This window comes from Bilifractor sp. LCP21S3_A7 (genome assembly GCF_052118825.1).
Lineage (GTDB): Bacteria > Bacillota > Clostridia > Lachnospirales > Lachnospiraceae > Bilifractor.
The window spans coordinates 1-24503 of sequence record NZ_JBQKGL010000002.1 but is presented as its reverse complement, the minus strand read 5'-3'; the positions used below and the strand labels follow the sequence as shown (position 1 = coordinate 24503).

General features: G+C 50.3%; 21 protein-coding genes, 1 tRNA gene and 1 rRNA gene. All 23 read left to right on the top strand.

Annotated elements, in window-relative coordinates; all coding sequences use genetic code 11:
- The first annotated feature begins 290 nt into the window (after window positions 1–290).
- Window positions 291–2381: an elongation factor G gene (locus tag ACTQ1O_RS01890; RefSeq protein ID WP_441474767.1), complete on the top strand. Its 2091-nt coding sequence runs from the start codon at window positions 291–293 to the stop codon at window positions 2379–2381.
- 461 nt (window positions 2382–2842) lie between these two features.
- Window positions 2843–3394, top strand: a complete 552-nt coding sequence (locus ACTQ1O_RS01885; RefSeq protein WP_441485878.1) for a hypothetical protein — start codon at window positions 2843–2845, stop codon at window positions 3392–3394.
- Window positions 3391–4224 (top strand): class I tRNA ligase family protein, encoded by an 834-nt coding sequence (locus tag ACTQ1O_RS01880; RefSeq protein ID WP_441485877.1) that lies wholly within the window; start codon window positions 3391–3393, stop codon window positions 4222–4224. Before ACTQ1O_RS01885 ends, ACTQ1O_RS01880 begins: the two co-directional genes overlap by 4 nt.
- A gap of 340 nt (window positions 4225–4564) precedes the next feature.
- Window positions 4565–5599 (top strand): branched-chain amino acid aminotransferase, encoded by a 1035-nt coding sequence (locus ACTQ1O_RS01875; protein ID WP_441485876.1) that lies wholly within the window; start codon window positions 4565–4567, stop codon window positions 5597–5599.
- Window positions 5600–5827: 228 nt separating this feature from the next.
- Window positions 5828–7570 carry an aminotransferase class I/II-fold pyridoxal phosphate-dependent enzyme gene (locus tag ACTQ1O_RS01870; protein ID WP_441485875.1) on the top strand — a complete coding sequence of 581 codons (1743 nt, stop codon included), beginning with the start codon at window positions 5828–5830 and terminating at the stop codon, window positions 7568–7570.
- A 39-nt stretch (window positions 7571–7609) separates the two neighbouring features.
- On the top strand, window positions 7610–8362 hold the full coding sequence (locus tag ACTQ1O_RS01865) for an exodeoxyribonuclease III (protein ID WP_441485874.1): 753 nt from the start codon (window positions 7610–7612) through the stop codon (window positions 8360–8362).
- Between the two features lie 193 nt (window positions 8363–8555).
- Window positions 8556–10439, top strand: a complete 1884-nt coding sequence (locus ACTQ1O_RS01860; RefSeq protein ID WP_441485873.1) for a hypothetical protein — start codon at window positions 8556–8558, stop codon at window positions 10437–10439.
- The gene (locus ACTQ1O_RS01855; protein WP_441485872.1) at window positions 10436–10990 is read left to right on the top strand and encodes a DUF5662 family protein; all 555 of its coding nucleotides are present in this window, start codon (window positions 10436–10438) and stop codon (window positions 10988–10990) included. The genes ACTQ1O_RS01860 and ACTQ1O_RS01855 overlap by 4 nt, the downstream gene beginning before the upstream one ends.
- Window positions 10987–12306, top strand: a complete 1320-nt coding sequence (locus tag ACTQ1O_RS01850) for an aspartate kinase (RefSeq protein WP_441485871.1) — start codon at window positions 10987–10989, stop codon at window positions 12304–12306. Before ACTQ1O_RS01855 ends, ACTQ1O_RS01850 begins: the two co-directional genes overlap by 4 nt.
- Before the next feature lie 111 nt (window positions 12307–12417).
- Window positions 12418–13113: a UMP kinase gene (gene pyrH, locus ACTQ1O_RS01845; protein WP_441485870.1), complete on the top strand. Its 696-nt coding sequence runs from the start codon at window positions 12418–12420 to the stop codon at window positions 13111–13113.
- Between the two features lie 21 nt (window positions 13114–13134).
- A complete protein-coding gene (gene frr / locus ACTQ1O_RS01840; protein ID WP_441485869.1) occupies window positions 13135–13689 on the top strand; it encodes a ribosome recycling factor in 555 nt (184 codons plus the stop codon).
- Between the two features lie 193 nt (window positions 13690–13882).
- The gene (locus ACTQ1O_RS01835) at window positions 13883–14584 is read left to right on the top strand and encodes an isoprenyl transferase (protein WP_441486072.1); all 702 of its coding nucleotides are present in this window, start codon (window positions 13883–13885) and stop codon (window positions 14582–14584) included.
- Between the two features lie 58 nt (window positions 14585–14642).
- Complete coding sequence (locus tag ACTQ1O_RS01830; protein ID WP_441486071.1) at window positions 14643–15479, top strand: phosphatidate cytidylyltransferase; 837 nt, start codon at window positions 14643–14645, stop codon at window positions 15477–15479.
- A gap of 127 nt (window positions 15480–15606) precedes the next feature.
- On the top strand, window positions 15607–16755 hold the full coding sequence (locus ACTQ1O_RS01825; protein ID WP_441485868.1) for a 1-deoxy-D-xylulose-5-phosphate reductoisomerase: 1149 nt from the start codon (window positions 15607–15609) through the stop codon (window positions 16753–16755).
- Between the two features lie 15 nt (window positions 16756–16770).
- Window positions 16771–18072, top strand: coding sequence for an RIP metalloprotease RseP (gene rseP, locus ACTQ1O_RS01820; protein WP_441485867.1), 1302 nt, complete (start codon window positions 16771–16773; stop codon window positions 18070–18072).
- Between the two features lie 151 nt (window positions 18073–18223).
- Window positions 18224–18781: a phosphatase PAP2 family protein gene (locus ACTQ1O_RS01815; RefSeq protein WP_441485866.1), complete on the top strand. Its 558-nt coding sequence runs from the start codon at window positions 18224–18226 to the stop codon at window positions 18779–18781.
- Between the two features lie 194 nt (window positions 18782–18975).
- A tRNA-Leu gene (locus ACTQ1O_RS01810) sits at window positions 18976–19059 on the top strand.
- Between the two features lie 211 nt (window positions 19060–19270).
- Entirely contained in the window at window positions 19271–20668 is a 1398-nt protein-coding gene (locus ACTQ1O_RS01805; RefSeq protein ID WP_441485865.1) for a diguanylate cyclase domain-containing protein, read from the top strand.
- Window positions 20646–21212: a DapH/DapD/GlmU-related protein gene (locus ACTQ1O_RS01800; protein ID WP_441485864.1), complete on the top strand. Its 567-nt coding sequence runs from the start codon at window positions 20646–20648 to the stop codon at window positions 21210–21212. Before ACTQ1O_RS01805 ends, ACTQ1O_RS01800 begins: the two co-directional genes overlap by 23 nt.
- A 571-nt stretch (window positions 21213–21783) precedes the next feature.
- Window positions 21784–22176, top strand: a complete 393-nt coding sequence (locus ACTQ1O_RS01795) for a GntR family transcriptional regulator (RefSeq protein ID WP_441485863.1) — start codon at window positions 21784–21786, stop codon at window positions 22174–22176.
- Between the two features lie 45 nt (window positions 22177–22221).
- Entirely contained in the window at window positions 22222–22917 is a 696-nt protein-coding gene (locus ACTQ1O_RS01790; protein ID WP_441485862.1) for an ABC transporter ATP-binding protein, read from the top strand.
- Entirely contained in the window at window positions 22911–23693 is a 783-nt protein-coding gene (locus ACTQ1O_RS01785; protein WP_441485861.1) for a hypothetical protein, read from the top strand. The genes ACTQ1O_RS01790 and ACTQ1O_RS01785 overlap by 7 nt, the downstream gene beginning before the upstream one ends.
- 620 nt (window positions 23694–24313) lie before the next feature.
- A 16S ribosomal RNA gene (locus tag ACTQ1O_RS01780) occupies window positions 24314–24503 on the top strand; the annotation flags it as partial.

Here is a 24503-nt window from a genome sequence, read left to right as displayed (position 1 = left end):
GTTTTTCCTCACTGTAATATACATCAGCGCGTCAAAGCGCTAAAACAACTTATGTCAGTGTAATGGATAAACAGAGAAAAGTCAATGAAGGCAGATCAGACGATAATCATGTAAAAATAAGACATAAATGCGGCGTAATAACAGCAACGTCCCGGGATGCCGGCCGGAAATGTTGGATAAATGACACAAAAAGGTTGATAATATTGCAAGTTTTTAGTAAAATATATCCATAGCGCCGGGAAAGAGAGAAAGCGCTTTCAAGGCGACTCAAATGTATGGAGGTTAACATTATGGAGGTTTTCAGAACTGACAGGGTCAGAAACGTCGTAATACTCGGACACGGCGGAGCAGGCAAGACTACCCTTGTTGAGGGAATGGCATATCTTTCCGGCATCACCAGCCGTCTCGGAAGTGTTAACGACGGAAATACAATCAGTGATTACGATAAAGAAGAGATTAAGCGCAAGATTTCTATCAATACATCCATTGTTCCCGTTGTGTGGAACAAGTGCAAGGTAAATGTACTGGATACCCCCGGATATTTCGATTTTGTCGGCGAGGCTGAAGAAGCAGTTTCAGCTGCGGATGCGGCGGTAATCGTTGTTTCCGGAAAGGCCGGCGTTCAGGTAGGCACAGAGAAGGCATGGGATCTCTGTGAGAGATACAACCTTCCGAGAATGTTTTTTGTCACGGATATGGATATTGATGACGTATCCTATCGTGATGTTGTTCTGAAGCTTCAGGAGCTTTACGGCAAGAAAATCGCTCCTCTTCATATGCCGATCCGCAAGGACGGGAAGTTTATCGGCTATGTGAATATCGTGAAGAACAAGGGACGCAGATACATTAATAAGAATGAAAAAGAGGAAATCCCGGTACCGGATTACCTGAAGGATTACCTCTCTGAATATAGAGACGCGCTGTTGGAGTCAGTGGCGGAGACCAGTGAAGAGATGATGGACCGCTATTTCAACGGTGAGGAATTCTCCCCTGCGGAGATTGGCGCTGCACTGGCAATGAATGTCGGCTCCGGAGATATGGTTCCGGTCTGCATGGGATCTCCGATCAATCTGCAGGGCGTGAAGATTCTCCTTGATGATATCGTGGAATATTTCCCGGATCCATCCCGGAGAAAACGCGCGGGACTTGACCGCAGCAGCAATGATGTATTCAACGCGGACTATAATTTCACCGGTCCGAAGAGCGCAACGATCTGGAAGACGATTGCGGACCCGTTCCTCGGAAAGTATTCCGTGATCAAGGTCTGCTCCGGTGTATTGAAGTCAAATGACGTGCTCTACAATGTCACGCAGGATTCCGAGGAGAAGATCGGAAAGCTGTATGTCATGACCGGCAACAAGCCGGTGGAGGTACCGGAGCTTCATGCCGGTGATATTGGAGCGCTGGCAAAGCTCGGCGATGCAAAGACCGGCGATTCTCTGGCAACAAAGGATCATCCGGTTGACTTCGGTCCGGTGGCGGTGTCGAAGCCTTATACGGCAAAACGCTACAAACCGCTGAACAAGAATGATGTGGATAAGATTTCCCAGGGCCTTTCCAGACTTCAGCTGGAGGATCTGACAATGAAGGTTGTCAATGACTCGGCAAATCATCAGTCTCTGATCTATGGCATCGGTGAACAGCACATCGAAGTAATTGCGGCGAAGCTGAAGGAGAGATATAAGGTTGACATCGAGCTCTCTGAGCCGAAGATCGCTTTCCGCGAGACGATTCGCAAGAAATCTGACGTGGACTCCAAGTACAAGAAACAATCCGGCGGTCACGGTCAGTATGGACACGTGAAAATGCGCTTTGAGCCATCAGGGGATCTGAATACACCGTTTGTTTTTGAAGAGGAGGTTGTGGGAGGATCTGTTCCGAAGAACTACTTCCCTGCAGTTGAGAAAGGCCTGGCAGAATCGGTGACATCCGGACCGCTTGCGGCATATCCGGTAGTCGGTGTCAAAGCGATTCTTTATGATGGATCCTATCATCCGGTTGATTCCTCGGAGATGGCATTCAAGACCGCAACCATTATGGCGTTTAAGGATGGTTTTATGAAGGCGGATCCGGTATTGCTGGAGCCGATTGTAGATCTTAAGGTGATTGCGCCGGATGCGTTCACCGGCGATATAATGGGTGACCTGAATAAGCGACGCGGACGCGTCCTGGGAATGAATCCGGCCGGAAACGGGAAGACGGAGATCGAGGCGGAGGTACCGCAGCTCGAGCTGAGCGGATATTCCAATACGCTTCGTTCCATGACCGGAGGTGCCGGCGATTTCTCCTATGAGTTCGCGAGATATGAGCAGGCTCCGGCGGAGATCCAGAAAGCACAGGTTGAGGCGAGAGCAGGAAAGGTCACGAAGCTTGATGATTGACAGGACGGCTTTCCTCTGCTGAGAGTGCTCCTGTGAATGTGAATCTGCTGTCTGCTGCATCAGCTGGGAAGCTGTATGCGGCAGACAGCTTTTTTATGCGAACAGTGAGCCGCAGCCGAATGCGAAGTATTCGTGTGCGGCGAGCGTCGCGATAACGAGATAAAACTCGCGCAGCGTGTTTTATCTCGTTATCGCGCCTGAGCAGGAAGAGAACCCATGGCTGCACCGGAAGCAAAGCCGGAGCGGCCAAGTTTCGTGCGCCGTGCTGCGGTTTCAGCGGCTGGGGGAACATCAAAAACACGAGGAACGTTTTGGCTCGCTTTCCGGATATCCTTTGTGTTATGATTATAAGGATTAAGGATTACAAAAATGCACCACATGCGGAGCGGCAGGATCCATACAGGCTACCGCGAAGGCGGAGACATTGATCAGGACGTCCGCATGGAAAGGAGACAGCAAAAATGGGGAATGATAAGGAATTTGAGGCTGGCAGTATGAGAGGGAATCCTCTGGGAACTGACATCAGTGCGGAGGAAGTGCGGGATCTGGCGGAGAAATTCATTTACTCCAGATATATTGTGGGTAAGGAACAGAATCAGAAATTTCTGCATAACCTGAAGATGCCGGAATACCTGGCACTGCATATCGTGCGGGAATACGTAAAGGATCTTCCCGAGGACAATCGGAAAATGTATCTGAATGTTCTGTCGGAGAAGCTGGAGCTTCCGATAAACGAAACCTCCCATGTGGCTGAGGCACTGAAAAACCGCGGTTACGTGACCTGGACCTTTGATGGGAAGGGAAACGGAGGCACTTATCTCAATATTACCCAGCGCGGGCTTGATATGCTTGCGGATAATGAGAAGCGCGTGGACAAGTTTACGAAAAAGGTCGTTAATCGTTTCGGACTCGACCGGATGCTTCAGTTTATGGAAATGAGCTCGGAGCTCTCCCGGATCATGAAGGATGAGCGGGAGGAAACAGAGTCCGGAGAAAGCAGCGGTAAGGCATGATTTCTCCGTATAATTTCCGCAGACTGGAGAAAAAGTGGGAGGGCTTTTTGGGCCCCTCCGCTGATGCCCGGGACGGGATACCGGAGTATTATCAAAGAGAATACGGGCAGGACGCGATGCGCATGTATGTACTGTTCTCCGGAAAACTGCCCGGAAACAGTGAACGGGATGAAGCGTGCGCCGAGGGAATTCTTCGATATCTTCGCAGATACTGGAGAATCGCAGAGGAGATTCTGGAACGGTCGAATGAGTCAGAGTCAGCAGATGAAACAGAGGCTGGTGACAATTTCGACGCATGCAGCGTGAAAAAACTGCCGGGAGAAGCCCGTGAGCTGATATATACTGTGAATGAGAGAGTCAGCCGCTCTAAGTGGAATACAGCGGCAGCTTCGATGATGGAAGGCCTTAATCTGCTGCGTAAGGAGGAGCGTGGCCGGGGATTGATGAACCCTGTGGAAGAATTACTTTTTATGAAGAATTACATTCTTCTGTCTGCTCCGTTCACTCCTTACATTGCACAGGAGCTTTGGGAGAGGTACGGCGGGTGCGGATATCATCGTGGTGTGCCGGACATTTTGGAAGATGAAGACAGAAGAAGTGTCATGGAGGAACCCTGGCCGATTGCCGGGGATGCAGATAGGTCCGGTGATCCGGTTCGCCTTCCAGTCTGTATCGATGGAAGAAAAAGAACCGAGATACCGGCACTTTTTGGGTGGACCCGGGAACAGGCGGAAAGGGCAGCGGCCGCTGCCCTCGGGAGCAGGATGCCGTCAGATGTCAGGAGAATTGTCTATGTGCCGGGGCGCATTCTGAACCTTGTGACAAAGTAAACGGCCATACGATAAGTTGTGACACATACTGTATAAGCTATGGATTGCTCCGTGCTTCGCACTCCCGCAATCCTCCAGTAAACCGTAGTGCTGTATACAGCGGCACACACGGTATAAAGCCAGCGGCTCCGTTGCCTCGTAACTCTCACAGCTGCCACATGAGAGCGGATTCGTCGGTCTGTCGCGGCGTTCAGGCATGCGGTTTTCTGTGTTTGCTCCTTATGCCCAAAAACTGCCCGCCTGACGACGGCTTTATACAGTAAACCTTTTCGCTTTTTTTGTTTGCAAAGTGAAATTTTGGTGTATAATATCAGCAGATTATCATTAGGAGGACAAATCAATGGCTACAAAAGATATTGACTGGGGAAGCCTGGACTTTAATTACAGAGAAACGGATTACAGCTATGTCTCCATGTACAGAGACGGAAAGTGGGATGAGGGCAGGCTGACGAAGGATCACACAGTTACGATGAGTGAGTGCGCGGGGGTTCTTCAGTATTCTCAGTCCTGCTTTGAAGGCCTCAAGGCATATAGAACGAAGGACAACAAGGTGGTATGCTTCCGCCCGGATATGAATGCGCAGCGTATGTATGATTCCTGCAAACGGCTGGAAATGCCGCCGTTCCCGGTTGATCGTTTTGTGAAGGCTGTTGAAGAGGTGGTAAAGGCGAACGTTGACTGGGTACCGCCATATGGCTCCGGCGCAACGCTCTATATCCGTCCTTATATGTTCGGATACAATGCGGTTATCGGAGTAAAGCCTGCTGAGGAGTATATGTTCCGTATCCTCGTAACACCGGTTGGCCCGTATTTTAAGGGCGGAGCAAAGCCGGTTGTTGTGCGTATTCCTGACTTTGACCGCGCTGCGCCGCATGGAACCGGCGGAATTAAGGCCGGCCTGAACTATGCGATGAGTCTTCACCCGATTATGGAGGCGCACAGAGAGGGATTCAACGAGAATCTGTATCTGGATCCGGCGACCAGAACAAAGGTGGAAGAGACCGGCGGAGCAAATGTAATCTTTATCAAGGACAACGGGAAGACACTGGTAACGCCGAAGTCCGATTCGATTCTTCCGTCCATCACCCGCCGTTCCCTCTGCTATATCGCCGAGAATATGCTGGGCATGAAGGTGGAGCACAGACCGGTTATGTTCAGTGAAGTACCGGAATTTGAGGAGATGGGTCTTTGCGGAACCGCAGCCGTTATCAGCCCGGTAGGACAGATCAATGACCATGGCAGAATCATCAACATTCCGAGCGGCATGGAGAAGATGGGGCCGGTTCTCACAAAGCTTCGCAGCACACTGACAGGTATTCAGGACGGAGAGATCGAAGGACCGGAAGGCTGGGTTCATGAGATAGACGTTGACTGAAGAAAAGTGAATCCGTGACGTTCTTTTTACAGGTTAATTGAATTAACAGAAAATTGATGCTAATATGAGACTGTCGCATGATATGCATACAGTGAATCAGCGGACCGGCCGCAGGATGAACACGTACTGCGGACCGGGATAAGCAGAGAAGATTTTGATTCACGGGTAGGCTCAATGCGGTGGTCTCATTTTTTGTGAGTCCGGAAGAAAGACAGAAAGGCATCATAAGTGAATCAGAATAGTACACCGATTTTGGACGCAATTGAAAATTTCCGCAGCGAAAGGCCGGCATTTTTCCGTATTCCAGCGCATCGCTTTGAACGCGGAGCAGATCTGAGGGCTTTGGAGGTTCTCGGGGAAAGGGCGTTTATGAGCGACCTTACAGAGGCTGAGGGACTGGATGATCTGCATCAGCCGACGGGGCCGATCCGGGAGGCACAGGATCTGGCTGCGGAAATCTGGGGATCGGATCACTGCTGGTTTCTGGTGAATGGTACAACGTGTGGGAATGAAGCTATGATTCTCGCCTCTGTACAGCCCGGGGAAAAAATCCTGGTTCCGAGGAATGCGCATAAATCCGTGCTGATGGGCCTGATTCTGAGCGGAGCCGTTCCGGTATGGGTAAACACGGAGACAGTTCCCGGATGGAATATCTCCGGTGAGGTGAAACCAGAGGAGATTGAAAAAGCATTGGAGCGGGACAGCGAAATCCGGGCAGTCTTTGTGGTGAGCCCGACTTATTACGGGATCTGTTCCAATTTGCGGAGAATTGCGGACATCTGTCACCGGCATGGGATTCCTCTGCTTGTCGACGAGGCACATGGATCCCACCTGTATTTTTCGGATGAGATGCCGGAAGGAGCGATCCGGGCAGGGGCGGACGCAGCGGCACAGAGCATTCACAAGACATCCGGAAGTATGACGCAGAGTTCAATGCTTCAGTGGAAGAGCCGTTTTCTTTCACGCCAGAGACTGGATGAGTGCCTGAAGCTCGTGATGAGCACGAGCCCGAATTACCTTCTTATGGGTTCTCTGGACGGAGCACGCCATAACCTTGCGCTCCACGGCGGAGAATTGATGAGCAAATCGATGGCGATGGCAGACATTCTTCGTGAGGAGCTTGCGCGGATTCCTTACGTGGATGTACTGACGACAGATGTGTGTTATGAGATGTCCGGGGAAGAAAAAATTGCCCTTGCGACTGCAAAGTCAGCGGGAATTCCTGTGGAAGAGCTTCTCGGGAAGGGAAAAAAAGTGCCGGAACACCTGACGCTGGATCCGCTCCGGATCGTTTTTTCGGCAAGGAGAGCAGGAATCACAGGTTTTCGTCTGCAGAGACTGCTCTATGATAAGGGCAGAGTCAGCACGGAACTGGCAGATTTTGAGAACGTAGTGGCAGTCGTCACGTGGGGAAATAACGGCGACGATATCCGGCGGCTGATAGAGACACTGAAGAAGATCTTGAGGGAACAGACGGGCTGCGGCACAGAGGACATTCCGAGGGAAAGTGCGGAAGAAATCGGGAAGATCCCTGAGAATAATGGGAAAATGCCGGGCAATAACGGAAAAATTTCGGGGAATAACGGAAAGGCCACAGGAAAGGACGCGAGGATCACGGAGCTGGACAGCTTGTACGGCTTCTCCGACAGCTTGTCGGACGGAAGACGCGAGGACTATCTCAGGCATGCCGCATCTGTGCTTCCCCAGGTGGTAATGACACCGAGAGAAGCTTTTTACAGTGAGAAGATTCTGGTGAAATGGGAAGATGCGGTCGGCAGAGTTGCCGGGGAAAGCATCATCCCGTATCCGCCGGGGATTCCGCTGATCTGCCCGGGTGAGGTGATCACCAGGGAGATTTTCGACATTGTCCAGCGGTACAGGGAAAACCGGCTGCCGATCCACGGACCTGCGGACCGTGATCTGGAAACCATGAGGGTCATCCGATATCGAACAAAGCCGGATATCACCTGAGGATGGCATGAAGGAAAGATATATAACCGGGAGGTATGCATGAAATTTATATCCTGGAATGTGAATGGGCTGCGAGCCTGTGTGGGAAAAGGATTCAAGGAGTATTTCGACAGCACCGGCGCGGATTTCTTCTGTATTCAGGAGAGCAAGCTTCAGGCCGGTCAGATCGATTTTGCGCCGGAGGGCTATTACTGCTACTGGAATTATGCCGACAGAAAAGGATATTCCGGCACAGCGGTTTTTGCAAAGCAGGAGGCGCAGAATGTCACTTACGGGATCGGAGTGGAGGAGCATGATCATGAGGGACGCGTGATCACTCTGGAATATGAGAAGTTCTATCTCGTGACCTGCTATACGCCAAATTCCCAGAGTGAACTGAAACGGCTGGATTATCGGATGCGCTGGGAGGATGATTTCCGTGCTTATCTCCACACCCTCGCGGAGAAAAAGCCGGTGATTGTGTGCGGGGATCTGAATGTGGCACATGAAGAAATCGATATCAAAAACCCGAAGACGAACCGCAGAAACGCCGGATTTACCGATGAAGAGCGGGAAAAGATGACTGAGCTTCTGGATTCGGGTTTCACGGATTCCTACCGCTGGCTGCATCCTGATAAGATTGAGTACTCCTGGTGGTCGTACCGCTTCCGGGCGCGTGAGAAAAATGCGGGATGGAGAATCGATTATTTCCTGATCACCGATAATCTCAGGGATCATGTCAGCGATGCGGTTATCCACACCGATGTGATGGGATCGGATCATTGTCCGGTTGAGCTGGACCTTACGATATGATTTCAAGCCGGATGAGGTCGGATTCGGGGAAGCCGGCTATCTGACTACAGGTATGGGGATGAAGCTGCGAAGCAGCGAAGTGACGCGCAAGCGGCACGAAAGTGCGAATATGCGCGGGCGGGTGAGCCACATCTGCGCACACAGTGTGAAGCGGTTTACCTGTCTGTGATCAGGGAAGAACCGGAGGAAGAGAATGGCAGAGAAGACAGAATTCAGGGTAACACCATCAGATCCGGAAAGACTTGGAGTGCACGGCATTACGACGAACGGAGTGCGGAACGGAAACCTGTTCGCCTGCGTGATTCCGGAAGGGAAGCGGGCGGAGCTTCTGCTCTATCATACCGGGGAGATAGAGCCGTGTCAGGTGATTCCCCTGGAGGAAAAATACCGGACCGGCGATATCAGTTCCGTCTTTGTGGAGATGGAGAATTCGGCAGCGTATGAATACAATTATCGGGTAGAGGGGAAGATCGTGGCGGATCCGTATGCCAGATCTGTTCGGAAAATTACAAATCCGGTCAGCGGCGAGGAAGAGTACCGGTGTTCGATGCGGGTCTATTTCAAGGCGGGAACCGAGCCTCTCAATATCCCCTATGAGGACAGTATCTTCTACAAACTTCACGTGAGAGGCTTCACAAAGACCCGGCCGGCGGGCGTGAAGCATCCCGGAACATTTCTCGGTGTCACGGAGATGATCCCGTATCTGAAGGACATGGGGGTGACTTCGCTGATCCTCATGCCGTGCTATACCTTCGAAAATCAATCCAATGAGGAAAAATACTACTATCTGGATCAGCAGGTGCAGGTGAAGGAACCGGAGAATAGTGCGGACCCGGTTTTGAATTACTGGGGATACACAAAGGGATTATATTTCGCGCCGAAAAAGGCTTACTGCGCCACGGATAATCCGAACAAGGAGTTCGCGGAAATGGTGGATGCCCTCCATGAGGCTGGCCTGGAATGCATCCCGGAGTTCTATTTTCTTCCGGAAGCGGATGCAAGGCTTGTCACCGATGTGCTTCGCTACTGGCGCCTTCACTTCAAGGTGGACGGTTTCCATCTCGTCGGCGACGGGAGCTGGATTCACGCGGCCGTTACTGACCCCCTGCTTCGGAGAACGAAGCTGATTACCTCCGGTTATGATACCTCCGTGCTGTATGGAGGCAGAAAACCGGTATTCCGGAATCTTGCGGCTATGAATCCGTCCTACGAGCAGGCGATGCGCCGGTTTCTGAAGGGCGATCCGGATGTCGGCACGGACGAAGCCGGCTGGTATCTCCGAAGAAACAGCGAGGACCAGGCGTTCATCAATTATTTCGCTGACCAGGATGGCTTCACGATGTATGACATGGTTTCCTATGAGGAAAAACATAATGAAGCCAACGGTGAACAGAATCACGACGGGACAGATTTCAACTTTACCTGGAACTGCGGGGAGGAGGGACCGTCCAGAAAGAGCGCGGTCCGTGCGCTGAGACGGCAGCTGCTCAGGAATGCTTTTCTGATGCTGATGACCAGCCAGGGAGCACCGATGGTCTACGCAGGGGATGAGATGGAGAACAGCCAGGGGGGCAACAACAATGCCTGGTGCCAGGACAACCGCACCGGCTGGGTTACATGGAGCAGATCAAAATCGGCGAGAGAGATGCATGATTTTGTCAGGAAGGCCATTGCGTTCCGCAGGGAACATCCGGTTCTTCGATCCGCACGGGTGCTGCGGATGGCGGACTATAAGGCCTGCGGATTCCCGGATCTTTCGTTTCACAGCGAGGTGGCATGGATGAGCGCCTCCGGAAAGACGAAGACAGGATTCGGCGTCATGTACTGCGGGCAGTATGCGGAGAAGCCGGACGGAACAGCGGACGACACGATCTATATCGCATACAATATGTACTGGCTGACGCAGCGGTTCGCACTTCCGGATCTTCCGGAAGACTTCCGGTGGGTTATCAGCGCGGATACGTCGCGTGAGCAGGCGTTCCCGGAGGAAGGTACGGAGACGGAAATCGATTCAGACGAGAAGGCAGTGGAGGTATCTCCGAGAAGTATCGTGATCTTAGCGGCGGTGCGGAAATGAAGAATAATTACGCGTGGCAGCATTTCAAGACAATTACATATCACAAGTGCCTGGTTCTTCATTATTGTTTCCGTATGGGGCTTTACTGGCAGGGAATTGTGCATGATCTGTCCAAGTATTCGCCTACGGAATTCCGCGAGGGGGCGAGATACTGGCAGGGAACCAGAAGCCCGAACAACGCGGAACGCGAGGCTACAGGAGTTTCCCTTGCCTGGCTTCATCATAAGGGGCGCAACAAGCACCATTTCGAATATTGGATTGACTATGGTATAAACTGTGATACAATCATCAAAGGCGTGCCGATTCCCCGCAAATATGTGGCGGAAATGGTCGCGGACCGCATCAGTGCATCCAGAGTATATCTGGGGGACGGCTATAATGACTGTGCTCCCTATGAGTACTGGAAGAAAGGCAGAGACAGGCTGTGGTTTGTCGATGATTCCGTGAAGAATCAGCTTGATCAGCTGCTCAGGATGCTGGCAGAGAAGGGTGAAGACGTAACTGTTTCATATATAAGACACACATTTTTGAAGGGTGGACAACAGGAATGAAAAAAGTAGTGAAATTCGGTGGCAGTTCTCTCGCAAATGCTGAGCAGTTCAAGAAGGTCGGAGATATCATCCGGGCGGATGAGGGCAGACGCTATGTTGTCCCGTCGGCACCCGGCAGACGGTTCAGCAATGACACCAAGGTTACCGATATGCTGTATGACTGCTACCATCGTGCGGAGGAAGATCAGGATTTCTCCGACGCGCTTCAGAATATTCGCGATCGTTACGATGAGATCATTCACGGTCTGGGCCTGTCTCTCAATCTGGACAGCGAGTTCGAGACAATCGCCGAAAATTTCCGCAGCAAGATCGGAACCGACTACGCTGCGTCCAGGGGAGAGTATCTGAACGGAATTGTGATGGCGGAATACCTCGGATATGAATTCGTCGATGCCGCAAGAGTTGTGGCCTTCGATGAAGACGGAAAGTTTGACGCGGTAAGGACAGATAAACAGATGGGTGCGGTGCTTGAGCCTCTTGAGCATGCGGTGATTCCGGGATTCTACGGCACAAAGCCGGACGGTACAGTGGAGACCTTCTCCCGGGGCGGGTCCGACATCACCGGATCCCTCGTGGCAAAGGCGGTTCATGCGGATCTGTATGAAAACTGGACGGATGTATCTGGCTTCCTGATGGCGGATCCGAGAATCATCAAGGATCCGGTTACCATCAATACGATTACCTATCGTGAGATGCGCGAGCTTTCCTACATGGGAGCGACGGTTCTCCACGAGGATGCGGTTTTCCCTCTCAGAAAGGAAGGAATTCCGATCAATGTTCGAAATACAAACCGTCCGCAGGATCCGGGCACAATGGTTGTCGAGAACACCTGCAACAAGCCGAAATATACCATCACCGGTATCGGCGGCAAGAAGGGATTCGCTTCCATCACGATTGAGAAAGCCATGATGAACGCGGAGGTCGGATTCGGCCGTAAGGTGCTTGAGGTGTTCGAGGACTGCGGGATGACGTTCGAGCATACGCCTTCCGGCATTGACACCTTCTCCGTGTATGTCAACCAGAATGAATTTGAGAAGCACGAGCAGCAGGTTATCGCGGGGCTTCACAGATCCGTTCATCCGGACATGATCGAGCTGGAATCTGATCTGGCACTGATCGCGGTTGTGGGCAGAGGTATGAGAAGAACCAGAGGAACCGCGGGACGGATCTTTGCCGCGCTGGCCCACGCTCATGTCAATGTCAAGATGATCGACCAGGGTTCCTCTGAGCTGAACATCATCATTGGCGTGGAAAACCGCGATTTTGAGACGGCGATCAAGGCGATTTATGATATCTTTGTTGTTTCACAGCTGTAATCGTCAGATTTTATAGCGATAAAGAATTCCTTTATGCTATAATATAAGCAGTTGCCGTACGAATCATCGGCGGCAGGGCCCGTAAACAGAAGAAGAACAAGGAGATCGTGCATGAAAAGACTATTGCTGAAGCTCAGCGGAGAAGCGCTTGCAGGAGACAGGAAGACTGGATTTGACGAGGAAGTTGTAACAGGTGTCGCAAAACAGGTTCGGAAACTGGTGGATGACGGCTTCCAGATCGGGATTGTTATCGGAGGCGGAAACTTCTGGAGAGGCCGCTCCAGCAAGAATATCAACCGCACGAAGGCGGATGAGATCGGTATGCTTGCGACGGTTATGAACTGCATCTATGTGTCCGAGATTTTCCGGTCACAGGGGATGATGACATCGGTTCTGACACCCTTTGAGATCGGCGGAATCACGAAGCTTTTCTCGAAGGACCGGAGCAATAAGTATTTTGCGCACAACATGGTTGTATTCTATGGCGGAGGAACGGGCAGCCCGTATTTTTCGACAGATACGACCGCTGTTCTCCGCGCGATTGAAATCGATGCTGACGAACTGCTTCTGGCGAAGGCTGTCGACGGCGTCTATGACAGCGACCCGAAGAGCAATCCGAACGCAAGGAAGTACGATGAGGTTTCGATTCAGGAGGTCATCGACAAACAGCTTCAGGTGGTGGATATGACCGCATCGATTCTGGCGAAGGAGAACAGGATGCCGATGGTGGTGTTCGGTCTTGACGGGGAAGACAGCATCGTCAATGCTGCGCACGGGAAGATCACCGGGACAAGGGTGACCGTGTAAGAGACCAGGGAGGAATTTACAATGAATGAGAGAGTAAAGGCATACGATGCCAAAATGGAGAAGACACTCGCAAACCTTGCAAATGAGCTCGGTGCCATTCGTGCCGGCCGTGCGAATCCCCATGTCCTGGATCGTATCACGGTTGAATATTACGGCGCTCCGACACCACTGAATCAGGTGGCGAATATTCAGGTTCCGGAGGCCAGAATCATTCAGATTCAGCCGTGGGAATCTTCGATGATCAAACCGATCATCAAGGCAATCCAGACGTCCGATCTTGGCATTAATCCGAATACGGACGGTAAAGTGATCCGCCTGATTTTCCCGGAGCTGACGGAGGAGAGACGTAAGGAGCTCACAAAGGAGACAAAGAAGAAGGGCGAGGAAGCCAAGGTGGCTGTCCGCAACATCCGCCGGGATGGCAATGAGGCTTTCAAGAAACTGGAAAAATCCGAGGATCTGTCCGAGGACCTCATCGCGGAGCTTCAGGATGACCTTCAGAAGGCGACCGATAAGAGAATCAAAGAAATCGACAAGGCTGTGGAAGAGAAGTCCAAAGAGCTGATGAAAGTCTGATCGGCACAGACGGCTTCGTGAAACAGAAATGAGGGGGAGCTGACGTACGAAATGCTTGTTGTATAATTTGCCGCAGAGGTTTTGCTCCGGGGCATTGTGCAAAAAGGTGTTTCGCGCGGCAGCTTCTTTCTATGCTTGCTGCTAATTGCTGCAGCTGGAGGAAGAAATGAAAGAAGAAGACCAGCTTGAGGGCCTGAAGGTCCCGAACCATATTGCGATTATTCTGGACGGTAACGGAAGATGGGCAAAGCGCAGAGGAATGCCGCGCAGCTACGGCCATATTGTCGGCTGCAATAACCTGGAGAAGATGTGTGATGAGATCTGCGAAATGGGGGTAAAGTATCTCACGGTCTATGCGTTTTCCACCGAAAACTGGAAACGGTCGGCGGATGAGGTGAAGGTGCTGATGAATCTTTTTCGGAAGTATCTGAGGCGTGTCGAGATGAAAGCGCACAAGAACCGGATGAAAGTGCGGATTATCGGTGATCCTTCTGCACTTGCACCGGATCTCCAGGAAGAGATCCGCGAGGTTGAGGAGGCATCTGCAGATTACGATCAAATGTATTTTCAGATTGCCCTGAATTACGGTGGGAGAGATGAGATCGAACGCGCGGTTACAAGGATTGCGGAGGATGCCAGTAACGGGAAGCTTCCGGAGGGCCGGGTGACCGGAGAGATCTTTGAGAGATACCTGGATACAGCCGGAATACCAGATCCGGACCTCCTGATTCGTACAAGCGGCGAGCAGAGGATCTCGAACTTTTTACTGTGGCAGCTGGCATATACGGAATTCTATTTTACCGATGTGGCATGGCCTGATTTTCATAAGCAGGATCTGATTGAGGCGATCGAAAAGTATAACGGGCGGGACCGTAGATTCGGAAACGCAAAGTAAGGACAGCAGGGAGGAAATACTAATGTTTTATATTCTCGGCCTTGTCGGGGTACTTGTGATGCTTGTCGTTCAGTATCTGACAAGAAAGACGACAAATTCTTTTCTCACAAGACTGGTCAGCGGTGTGATCCTGGTTCTGATCGCACTGATGGGGATCAATGCCGGAGGGTGGGTGCTCTTTCTCATCTCTCTCGCTCTGGCTCTGATCGGCACATTCGAGCTGTATCGTGCCCTCGGTATTCACAGGGGCGGCAGAACCATCGATATGCTTGAGCTGTTCGGATATATTTCAGTGATTCTCTACTATGTGAGCCTCGTCTATATGTGGGGCAGTTATCAGGTGTTCGCGATCATCTGCAGCCTGGTCATCGTGATGTTCGTCTATGTATTCTCTTATCCGAAGTACAATGCCCGTCAGATTATGGAGACGTATTTCGGGGTGATTTATGTGGGCGTCATGCTTTCCTTCGTCTACCAGACCCGTTGCCTTGAGGGAGGACAGTTTATTGTCTGGCTTATTTTCCTGTGCTCATGGGGATGCGATACCTGCGCCTACTGCGCGGGGAGACTATTCGGCAAACATAAGATGGCGCCGGTGCTCAGCCCGAAGAAGACCATCGAGGGAGCGATCGGGGGAGTCGCCGGAGCAACGATTCTCGGCATGATCTATGCGCTTCTCACGCAGGGGCCGGTAATGGAATACATGATCATCTGTCTCATCGGGGCGCTGATCTCGATGGTCGGTGACCTCTCGGCATCTGCAATCAAGAGAAATGCCGATATCAAGGATTACGGGAAGCTCATTCCCGGTCACGGCGGAGTTCTGGACCGCTTTGACAGTGTGATCTTTACCGCGCCGATCATCTATTTTCTGGCAGTGACGCTGGTGAAGTGAGCATAGTTCGGGCGAAAGCACCGGCGAGGTGAGCATAGTTCGGGCGGAAGCGCCGGTGAAGTGTGCATCATCCTGGTGGTGACGCCGGTGAAGCGGGCAGAAGCACGGCAGAAAGGAGCAGGCAGGAATGAAAAAAATAGCCATTCTGGGTTCGACCGGATCAATCGGTACCCAGACGCTGGATGTGGTGAGGAACAATGGGGATATCCGCGTGGTTGGAATTTCCGCGGGACACAATGCAGACAAGGCGGAAGAGCAGATACGGGAATTCCATCCGGAGATTGCGGTTATCTACGATGGGCAGGCGGCGGAGGAGCTCAGAATCAGAGTCCGGGACACGGATACAAGAGTGCTGTCGGGCATGGACGGACTTCTGGAGCTGGCTGTGATGCCGGATGCGGACATTCTGGTCACTGCCATTGTAGGAATGATCGGGATCCGCCCGACACTGGCTGCCATTGAGGCCGGAAAAGATATTGCCCTTGCCAATAAGGAAACCTTGGTGACAGCGGGGCATCTGATCATTCCGCTGGCGCGGGAGAAGGGGGTGCGGATCCTTCCGGTTGACAGTGAGCACAGCGCGATTTTCCAATGCCTGCACGGTGAAGACAGAAGGCAGGTTCACAAGCTCCTCATCACAGCTTCCGGAGGACCCTTCCGGGGTAAAAAAACAGCAGAGCTTTCGAACATCCGGCCGGAGGATGCCTTGAAGCATCCGACGTGGTCAATGGGAAGAAAAATTACCATTGATTCCGCAACACTGGTCAATAAAGGTCTTGAGGTCATGGAGGCCCGATGGCTGTTCGATGTGCCGCTGGAAAGAATTCAGGTCGTTGTCCAGCCACAGAGCATCATTCACTCTATGGTAGAATTTGAAGACGGGGCGGTTATGGCGCAGCTCGGTTCTCCGGATATGCGGCTGCCAATTCAATATGCGCTTTATTATCCGGAGCGAAGATATCTTCCGGGAGAGCGGCTTGATTTCACAAAGCTGCGCTCCATCGAAATCGATGAGCCCGATATGGAAACCTTCCGGGGTCTGCCGCTTGCAATTCAGGCGGCGAAAGAAGGCGGCTCAATGCCGACGGTCTTCAATGCCGCAAACGAGGAGGCCGTGGCTCTGTTTCTGGATCACAAAATCGGTTTTCTGGATATCTACCGCATTATCGAGGGGGCAATGAACAGACACAGAACGATTGAGAATCCGGATCTCGGACAGATCCTCAGTGTTGAGGCAGAGACCAGGAGGCGGATCTCAGAAGAATGGAACAAATAATATAGGGGAAGCGTATTGAAATATATCATCGGAATCCTGGTGCTGGGACTTGTCGTCCTTTTTCATGAGTTCGGCCATTTTATCCTGGCGCGGAAAAATCACATCGTTGTTGAAGAGTTTGCCATCGGCATGGGACCGAAGATTTTGTCGTTCAAAAGCAAAAAGAGCGGAACAGTCTTTGCATGGCGTCTTCTTCCCTTCGGAGGATCCTGCGCGATGCTGAATGAAGATGAAGGGGAGGAAATCCCCGGCAGCTTCATCGGTGCGCCGGTGTGGAGGAGAGCACTTGTAGTCGCGGCAGGACCCGTCTTCAATTTTATTCTGGCATTTCTGCTGTCTCTTGTGATTGTCGGTGCGATGGGAGCGGATCCGGCGGTAGTCGCAGAGGTTCCATCCGGCACGCCGGAGGCAGAGGCGGGCCTTAGCACGGGGGATGAAATCGTATCGTACAATGGAGAGTGGATCGTAAATTCCAGAGACTTCTATATGGACCTTCTGATGAAGGAGATTCCGACAGATAAGGTTACGCTTGTCGTAAGGCGGGACGGAAAGAACGTCCGGGTCAGCTATCAACCGTTATCGCAGACGAGATACCTGCTCGGAATTCACTGGCAGGAGGCGGAAGACGGAAGCGGCCTTCAGCTGACCATGGTGAATAAGGGAACAGCTGCCCGGAAGGCAGGCCTTGAAATGGGCGATATTGTAACTGCGCTGAACGGGACAAAGGTCCGCAGCACGGAAGATATCAGCAATTATCTGGAGGAGCATCCTCTGGACGGATCTCCCGTGGAGATCACCTATGAGAGAAACGGAAAAGAAGGGACGGTGACGGTAACTCCGGAAAAGACGGTTACTGCCACGTTGAATTTTTCCTATCAGTCTGCCCGCGTAAGGCAGGGATTCTTCGGCGTAATTCGTTACTCCTTTTACGAAGTGATCTTTTGGATCAAGATGGCCTGGAAGTCTCTGGCGGGGATGCTGAACGGAACGTTTGGCATAAATGACATGTCCGGACCGGTGGGAATCGTCAAAACGGTAGGAGACACCTACAGCGCGGCCGCGGCAGAGGTATCGCCGGCAGCGGCTCTCTTCACACTTCTTAGCGTAATGTCCATGATATCCGTCTCTTTGGGATTTATGAACCTGATTCCGCTTCCGGCTCTTGACGGAGGAAGACTTCTTCTGATGCTTATTGAAGGCATACGAAGGAAGCCGGTCAACCGCAAGATCGAGGAAAATATCAATTTCTATGGTCTGATGGCGTTGCTGGCATTTATTGCGTATATTACGGTGCACGACATCATGAAACTTATCTGAGACAGACGGAGCCGCGTGGCTGTCGTACTATGCATCGCGATGCGCGCGTGAGATCGCGATGCCCGCTGTGTTGTGGTTCGTTGTAATGGCGGGAGAACGAATGGCGGCGCGTCCTGGCGGTTTTCTGGTTAAAAGAAGAAAGGGAATAAGAATGATTTCATCAATTACGGCAATGGATGTGCGGGTACTGGTATTCTTCCGGGATCACCTGCGCTTTTCGTGGATGACACCGATTATGCAGGGAATCAGCGCCTTCGGTTTTTTCGGCTGGTTCATTTTGACGATTCTTCTGCTGGTATTTCGGAAGACAAGGGATGCGGGGAAGGTGGCCGCGGTTTCACTCGTGATTGAGGCAATTGTTGTCAATCTGATGATGAAGCTGCTCTTTGCGCGTATAAGACCCTTTGATGCCTTCAACTTTTTGATGCCGATCGGAAAACTGCCGACGGACTATTCCTTCCCGTCAGGACATACGGCGAACAGCTTTGCCGTAGCGCTTTCGGCTGTACACATGCTGCCGCGGAAAGCGGGGATACCTTTGGTCATCCTTGCAGTGTTGGTCGCGTACTCCAGGATGTATCTGGGGGTTCATTACCCGTCTGACGTGATCGGCGGGTTTCTGGTAGCACTGGTGATCAGTCAGGCAGTGTGGTACTTCATGGTAAAGAGACCGGTGGGAATGGAATCCAAAGCCACAGAGTCCGAGTAGACTGTTGATTGAAATGTGAGTCCGCAGCGTTTTTCGCCGGGCTGTTTTTATGCTGAGAAGGACAGATGACGGGCGCGAGAAAAACTGGAATTTTTTCTTGTAAATTTCAAAAAAACTGTTGACGAATCCAGGTACAGGTGCTATTATAATATTCGTTGTCGGCGAGAATAACAGCGATAACAAAATGAATAAATGCGGAAGTGTCGGAACTGGCAGACGAGCAAGACTAAGGATCTTGTGGTAGCAATACCGTGTGGGTTCAAGTCCCATCTTCCGCAGACCAAAACCGTCTGATTTCATCAGGCGGTTTTTTCATGCCCTGAAATGCCCGAATAGCTGCGAAAATGGGCCTGAAAAAGAGGCTTTAGATGACGTTTTACAGAGAGCAATGTGTTATCTGAAAATTACACGCTGTTTTCCTCTTATTCGTGATTTCTGCGACAAAATATGTTACTATATACTAAAGTATTTGCGCAGAAGGAGAAAAATTTGGACAAAAAGACAAAGATGAAGAGGAGCGCACTCCGCAAAAGGTGGATCATTACCGGTATCGTTTTTTTGCTATGTGCAGCTGCATTATGGCTCTTTATCGGGGCGGTACGCAGAAAATCCGCAGCACAGATGAGAGAGATGTGTCGTCTGAGCGAGCAGGCACGGATAAGCGAGCTTAACGCAGACATTGATCAGTGCAAGGATATCACGCAGACGCTGAAATTACTGCTGCAGGACAGCAACAGTGAAGAAATCCGGAATTTTACCATGATTTCCAGGAATATGCTGTACGGCCGTAATGAAGTGGCTTGCCTGCAGCTGGCTCCGGATGGAATCGTCAAGGAGACATATCCTGAGGATGCCGGATACTCGGATAAGAAAGATCTTTTCCAGGATAAGGAAACAAGGGAAATATGTGAGTATTCCAAAACATCTGGCGCGATTGTGGTTCAGGGACCGATAGAGATGAAGCAGGGCGATTCATGTATCGTGGTGCGGAATCCTGTTTATCTGTATGGGCAGGACGGGAAGAAGCACTTCTGGGGCTTTACCATTGCGATTATCCGTGTTTCCAAGGCATTTCAGGCAGCGCTGAATTCCCTGAGTTCCTTCGGATATGATTACCACCTGTATAAGACAAATCCGCTGGACACAAAATATCATCTGGTGAATTCTTCAAAAAGATACCTGGTGAAGCCTGAGACGGTTTCCTTTGTAAATGGTGGCTGCACCTGGCGGCTGGATGTGACGCCGAAAAAAGGCTGGCAGGTTACCGATTCCTTGAAAAATTACTGTTATTTCGGCTCGGTAATCTGTGTTCTGATCACGGTGCTGGTGTATCTGGTTCTGATGATTTCAGAGGACCGGAAAAAGCTTGTGTCGATGTCAGAGCATGACAGTCTTACCATGCTGTTAAACGGACGAAGGTTTGGCACGGATGCCGCTGCCGCTGCCGCTCGGGCAGCGTCGAACGGATGTGGATTCGGAATTATTTATATTGATCTCAACTGCTTCAAGAAGATTAATGATCAATATGGTCATCAGACCGGTAATGATGTTCTGGTGGAGGTGGCTAAGAGGCTTTCTGCGTCGGTGCCATATGCAGCTTATCGGCTTGGCGGGGATGAATTTGCTCTTCTTGTAACAGATGATTTTACGGAGGACGGATATGGGGACATCATTCGGGGCATCAAAGCCTTTTTTGAGGCGCCGGTTGTTGTGGGAAGTCATCTGATTTATGTCAGTATTAGTGCGGGATATGCGCTTTCTTCCAGGGATGGAAACGATCCGGAGAAGCTCAGGTCAATTGCGGATCAGTGGATGTATCGGGAGAAGCAGAAGTATCACAGAATGAAGGAGATAGAGAATATTGATGGGACTAAGCAAGCTTATTGAGTACTTTAAAACCAGTGATACCATTGGCGAAAATCAGGAGGCTATAGAGACTATGCGTTACTATAGCCGCGAATCCCAGAAGCTGACCATGGAATTAAATACCGGTTTTCATGAGCCGGAAGAAATCGCGGAGCTCTTCTCCAAAATTATCGGAAAACCGGTAGGAGAGGGATTTGGGCTGTTTCCTCCTTTTTATACGGATTTTGGAAAGAATATTACAGTAGGAAAAAACGTCTTCATCAATTCTGATTGTAAATTTCAGGATCAGGGCGGAATTTTTATTGACGATGATGCCCTGATCGGGCCAGGAGTTGTGCTTGCAACACTGGACCATGATTTCAACCCGGAAAAAAGACATCAGATGCATCCCGCATCTATCCATATTGGAAAAAGAGTCTGGATTGGTGCAAATGCAGTGATTACCAGGGGAGTAACCATCGGAGATAATTCTGTTGTCGCAGCGGGTGCGGTTGTAGTGCGTGATGTACCTGAAAACACGGTTGTTGGAGGCGTACCTGCCCGTATGCTCAAAAGTATTACCTGAGAATTCTCCGGGTGAACTACTCCGACTTATAGAAGTCGGAGTAGTTCACGTCCGGCCACAGAGCACTGATGATGACGCAGTTTGCCACGGGTTTATTGTACGTGATTGCATTTTTCTTTGGGAAAAGCAGCATCATGCTTCTATTTGTAGTTTTGTTTTGCGCAACCGCAGTAAGTGGAAAGGAAAAAGTAAAAGAGAATAGAAAGCATTTGATTCAGGAGACCTCAGGCGGATACTGCAGAGGTCTTTTTTTACGCGAACAGTGAGCCGCAGCCGAATGCGAAGTATTCGTGTGCGGCGAGCGTCGCGATAACGAGATAAAACTCGCGCAGCGTGTTTTATCTCGTTGATGATGGAAAATACCGCGGAATCTTCAGATGTGTACTGCTTCTTACAAAGAACAAAAATGAATGTTTGTCTGCATGTAGAATCATGTTGAAATTATTTTTTGTCATATTGTATTAATCTATTGACACAGACGAGTACTCGTGATATTGTTCTAGTGTACTAAGGAACTAATACAGACATGCGAAAGAGATGATTGCAAGGCCGTAGGGAGGTGGTTATACAGATGGCATGGGAATTTAAGAACGGTATTCCGATTTATCTTCAAATTATGGAAGGAATAAAAACCCGGATTGCTGGCGGACTGCTTCCGCCGGGAAGCAAGCTGCCTTCGGTCAGAGACCTTGCTGCGCAGGCAGGGGTGAACCCGAATACAATGCAGCGTGCGATGACGCAGCTGGAGCAGGAAGGGCTGCTTTATACACAGCGGACAAGCGGAAGATTTGTGACGGAGGATGAGGCGAAGATGAAGGAATTAAGAAGCAGCCTGAGTGAGAAGTATGTGGAGGAATTGTTTACACAGCTTTCGCGGCTTGGTATGTCAAGAGAGGAAATCATTTCTGAAGTCAGCCGGTGGAGACCACAGGAAGATGAGAATGTTAATAAGAGCAGTGAATGAAAATCATATTTATTTTTCATAGAAAAGGATGTAAGGAGAAAAATAATGGCAGAAATAGAATGCAGGGATCTGGTAAAAAAATATGGGGCGAAGGTCGCGCTGAATGGAGTGAACCTGTCTCTGGAGAAACAGAGAATCATCGGGGTGGCAGGGCCGAACGGAAGTGGAAAGACGACGCTCATCAAGCTGATTGAGCGGCTGCTTACGCCGACATCCGGAGAGATCTTAATTCACGGATTGCAGCCGGGAAAGGAAACAAAGGAAATTGTTTCCTACCTTCCGGACCGGGATTTTCTTCCGGATTGGATGAAGGTAAAAGAGCTGCTGGATTTCTTTGAAGCCTTCTATAGCGATTTTGATCGGGTTAAGGCTGAAAATCTGATGGATAAGCTGGAAATCGACTACAATTTGAACTTTAAAAAGATGTCGAAGGGTACCCGGGAAAAAGTGCAGCTGATTTTGTGCATGAGCCGCAAGGCAGAGGTATATCTGCTGGACGAACCGCTTGCCGGTGTGGATCCGGCGGCGAGGGACTACATTATTCATACAATATTGGAAAACTATAACGAGGACGGATTGGTTCTGATCTCTACACATTTGATTACAGATATTGAATCGATTTTGGATGAGGTGATTTTTCTTCAAAACGGAAAAGTCCTTCTTCACCGGAACGCAGATGATCTCCGCGCGGAAACGGGAAGAAGCATCGATGATTATTTCAGGGAGGTATTCGCATGCTGAGCAAGTTAATCGGTTATGAAATGAAAGCTTTTGGAAGGATCCTGTTTCCGGTTTATCTGGCGATCGTAGTGGTTGCGGTACTGCTTGGCATTGATTTCCGTCTGTTTTCGGCCCCGGAAGGTGCGGCTGGATCTGTTGCGCTTACCATTATACTTGTACTTTTGATTGCGGCAGTGTTCCTTATTACGATTATTCTTTCTGTAGTGCGCTTTTACACAAATCTTCTGGGGCGGGAGGGATATCTGATGTTTTCCCTGCCGACGGGAACGGGAAGCCTGATCTGGGCGAAGGTTATTTCTTCTGTTATCTGGAGCCTGTTCAGCGTAATCGTGGCAGCTGCATCGGTCATTCCATTTTTCCTGATCCCGTCTTTTTCTGAGGAAGTGGAGAAAATCGAAATCAGCAGCATTGTCTCAAGGGTTTTTGAAGCGGCGGCACCGTATACGGCAACTATTGTGCTGGGAGTTCTTATCGTGATTGCCTCGACTGTTGCTGCGATCGTTCGGATATATGCGGCCATATCCATCGGACATTTATGGTCGGATCACAGAATTATCGGTGCGGTTCTGACGTATATAGGATTTGAGATTCTGGAATTGATCATAATGGCCATTCTGGGCAGCAGCCTTTTCATAACAATTAACCTTCCGGGTTTATTCCGTGCGATGGGATCAATCGGAGCGGAGGTGTCCGTTTTGCTGGGGTGTATTGTGATAATTGCAATTTATAGTATCGTTACCTGGATCGTTCTCGATAGGAAACTTAATCTGGAGTGAAGCTGAAATACCCGCCTTATCTCAGCGGGATCGAAGATCATGGCGTCGGTTGAGAAAAACGTCTCACCGGCGCATCCCTTTTTCTCTGGTGTGAACAGGTTCCACAAAAGGTGCACGGGTTCGTTGATCCAAAGGATAAAATGATGTATGGTTACGATCTGCACCAGGCAATCAGAACCGCACAGACCTGCCCGTGGGAGCGATCAGCTTGAGGATGACACAACAAATGCCTAAATTGCCTGAACAATAGGTACAATAGCATGCGGCATGTTGAGCCGCTGGGTGAAAAACGCATATTTGAAGGAAATATCAGTGATAAAAAAATTCTTCAAAAATCTACAATTCATGGTTGACATTCGTGCCCTACGGTGTTAAAGTATCATTTGTCGCCGAAATACAGCGACAGCACAGAAGTAACACAGAATGAACATTGACAACTGAACAGTAAAACACATCCTCGAAAATTCAAATGAAGTTTTATTAAATTTTTGTTTGAACGATCGAAAGTATTCAACGGGTTATTGAACTGCCTAGCAGGGAGATAACAAATTGATTACGATCCTTTAAAACAGTAAAAAGGGATGAATTAGCCAAGTGTTAATTCTGAACGAATCAATCTTTTTTATGAGAGTTTGATCCTGGCTCAGGATGAACGCTGGCGGCGTGCTTAACACATGCAAGTCGAGCGAAGCGCTGAAAAAGATTTCTTCGGAATGATTTTTCAGTGACTGAGCGGCGGACGGGTGAGTAACGCGTGGGGAACCTGCCTCATACCGGGGGATAACAGTTGGAAACGGCTGCTAATACCGC

Coding starts and splice junctions, on each gene's coding strand:
- ACTQ1O_RS01860 (WP_441485873.1), top strand. CDS start 8,556: ATGGCAGAGAAGACAGAATTCAGGGTAACACCATCAGATCCGGAAAGA.
- pyrH (WP_441485870.1), top strand. CDS start 12,418: ATGAAAAGACTATTGCTGAAGCTCAGCGGAGAAGCGCTTGCAGGAGAC.
- ACTQ1O_RS01855 (WP_441485872.1), top strand. CDS start 10,436: ATGAAGAATAATTACGCGTGGCAGCATTTCAAGACAATTACATATCAC.
- ACTQ1O_RS01825 (WP_441485868.1), top strand. CDS start 15,607: ATGAAAAAAATAGCCATTCTGGGTTCGACCGGATCAATCGGTACCCAG.
- ACTQ1O_RS01815 (WP_441485866.1), top strand. CDS start 18,224: ATGATTTCATCAATTACGGCAATGGATGTGCGGGTACTGGTATTCTTC.
- ACTQ1O_RS01865 (WP_441485874.1), top strand. CDS start 7,610: ATGAAATTTATATCCTGGAATGTGAATGGGCTGCGAGCCTGTGTGGGA.
- ACTQ1O_RS01785 (WP_441485861.1), top strand. CDS start 22,911: ATGCTGAGCAAGTTAATCGGTTATGAAATGAAAGCTTTTGGAAGGATC.
- ACTQ1O_RS01790 (WP_441485862.1), top strand. CDS start 22,222: ATGGCAGAAATAGAATGCAGGGATCTGGTAAAAAAATATGGGGCGAAG.
- ACTQ1O_RS01890 (WP_441474767.1), top strand. CDS start 291: ATGGAGGTTTTCAGAACTGACAGGGTCAGAAACGTCGTAATACTCGGA.
- ACTQ1O_RS01800 (WP_441485864.1), top strand. CDS start 20,646: ATGGGACTAAGCAAGCTTATTGAGTACTTTAAAACCAGTGATACCATT.
- frr (WP_441485869.1), top strand. CDS start 13,135: ATGAATGAGAGAGTAAAGGCATACGATGCCAAAATGGAGAAGACACTC.
- ACTQ1O_RS01830 (WP_441486071.1), top strand. CDS start 14,643: ATGCTTGTCGTTCAGTATCTGACAAGAAAGACGACAAATTCTTTTCTC.
- ACTQ1O_RS01875 (WP_441485876.1), top strand. CDS start 4,565: ATGGCTACAAAAGATATTGACTGGGGAAGCCTGGACTTTAATTACAGA.
- ACTQ1O_RS01795 (WP_441485863.1), top strand. CDS start 21,784: ATGGCATGGGAATTTAAGAACGGTATTCCGATTTATCTTCAAATTATG.
- ACTQ1O_RS01885 (WP_441485878.1), top strand. CDS start 2,843: ATGGGGAATGATAAGGAATTTGAGGCTGGCAGTATGAGAGGGAATCCT.
- ACTQ1O_RS01850 (WP_441485871.1), top strand. CDS start 10,987: ATGAAAAAAGTAGTGAAATTCGGTGGCAGTTCTCTCGCAAATGCTGAG.
- ACTQ1O_RS01880 (WP_441485877.1), top strand. CDS start 3,391: ATGATTTCTCCGTATAATTTCCGCAGACTGGAGAAAAAGTGGGAGGGC.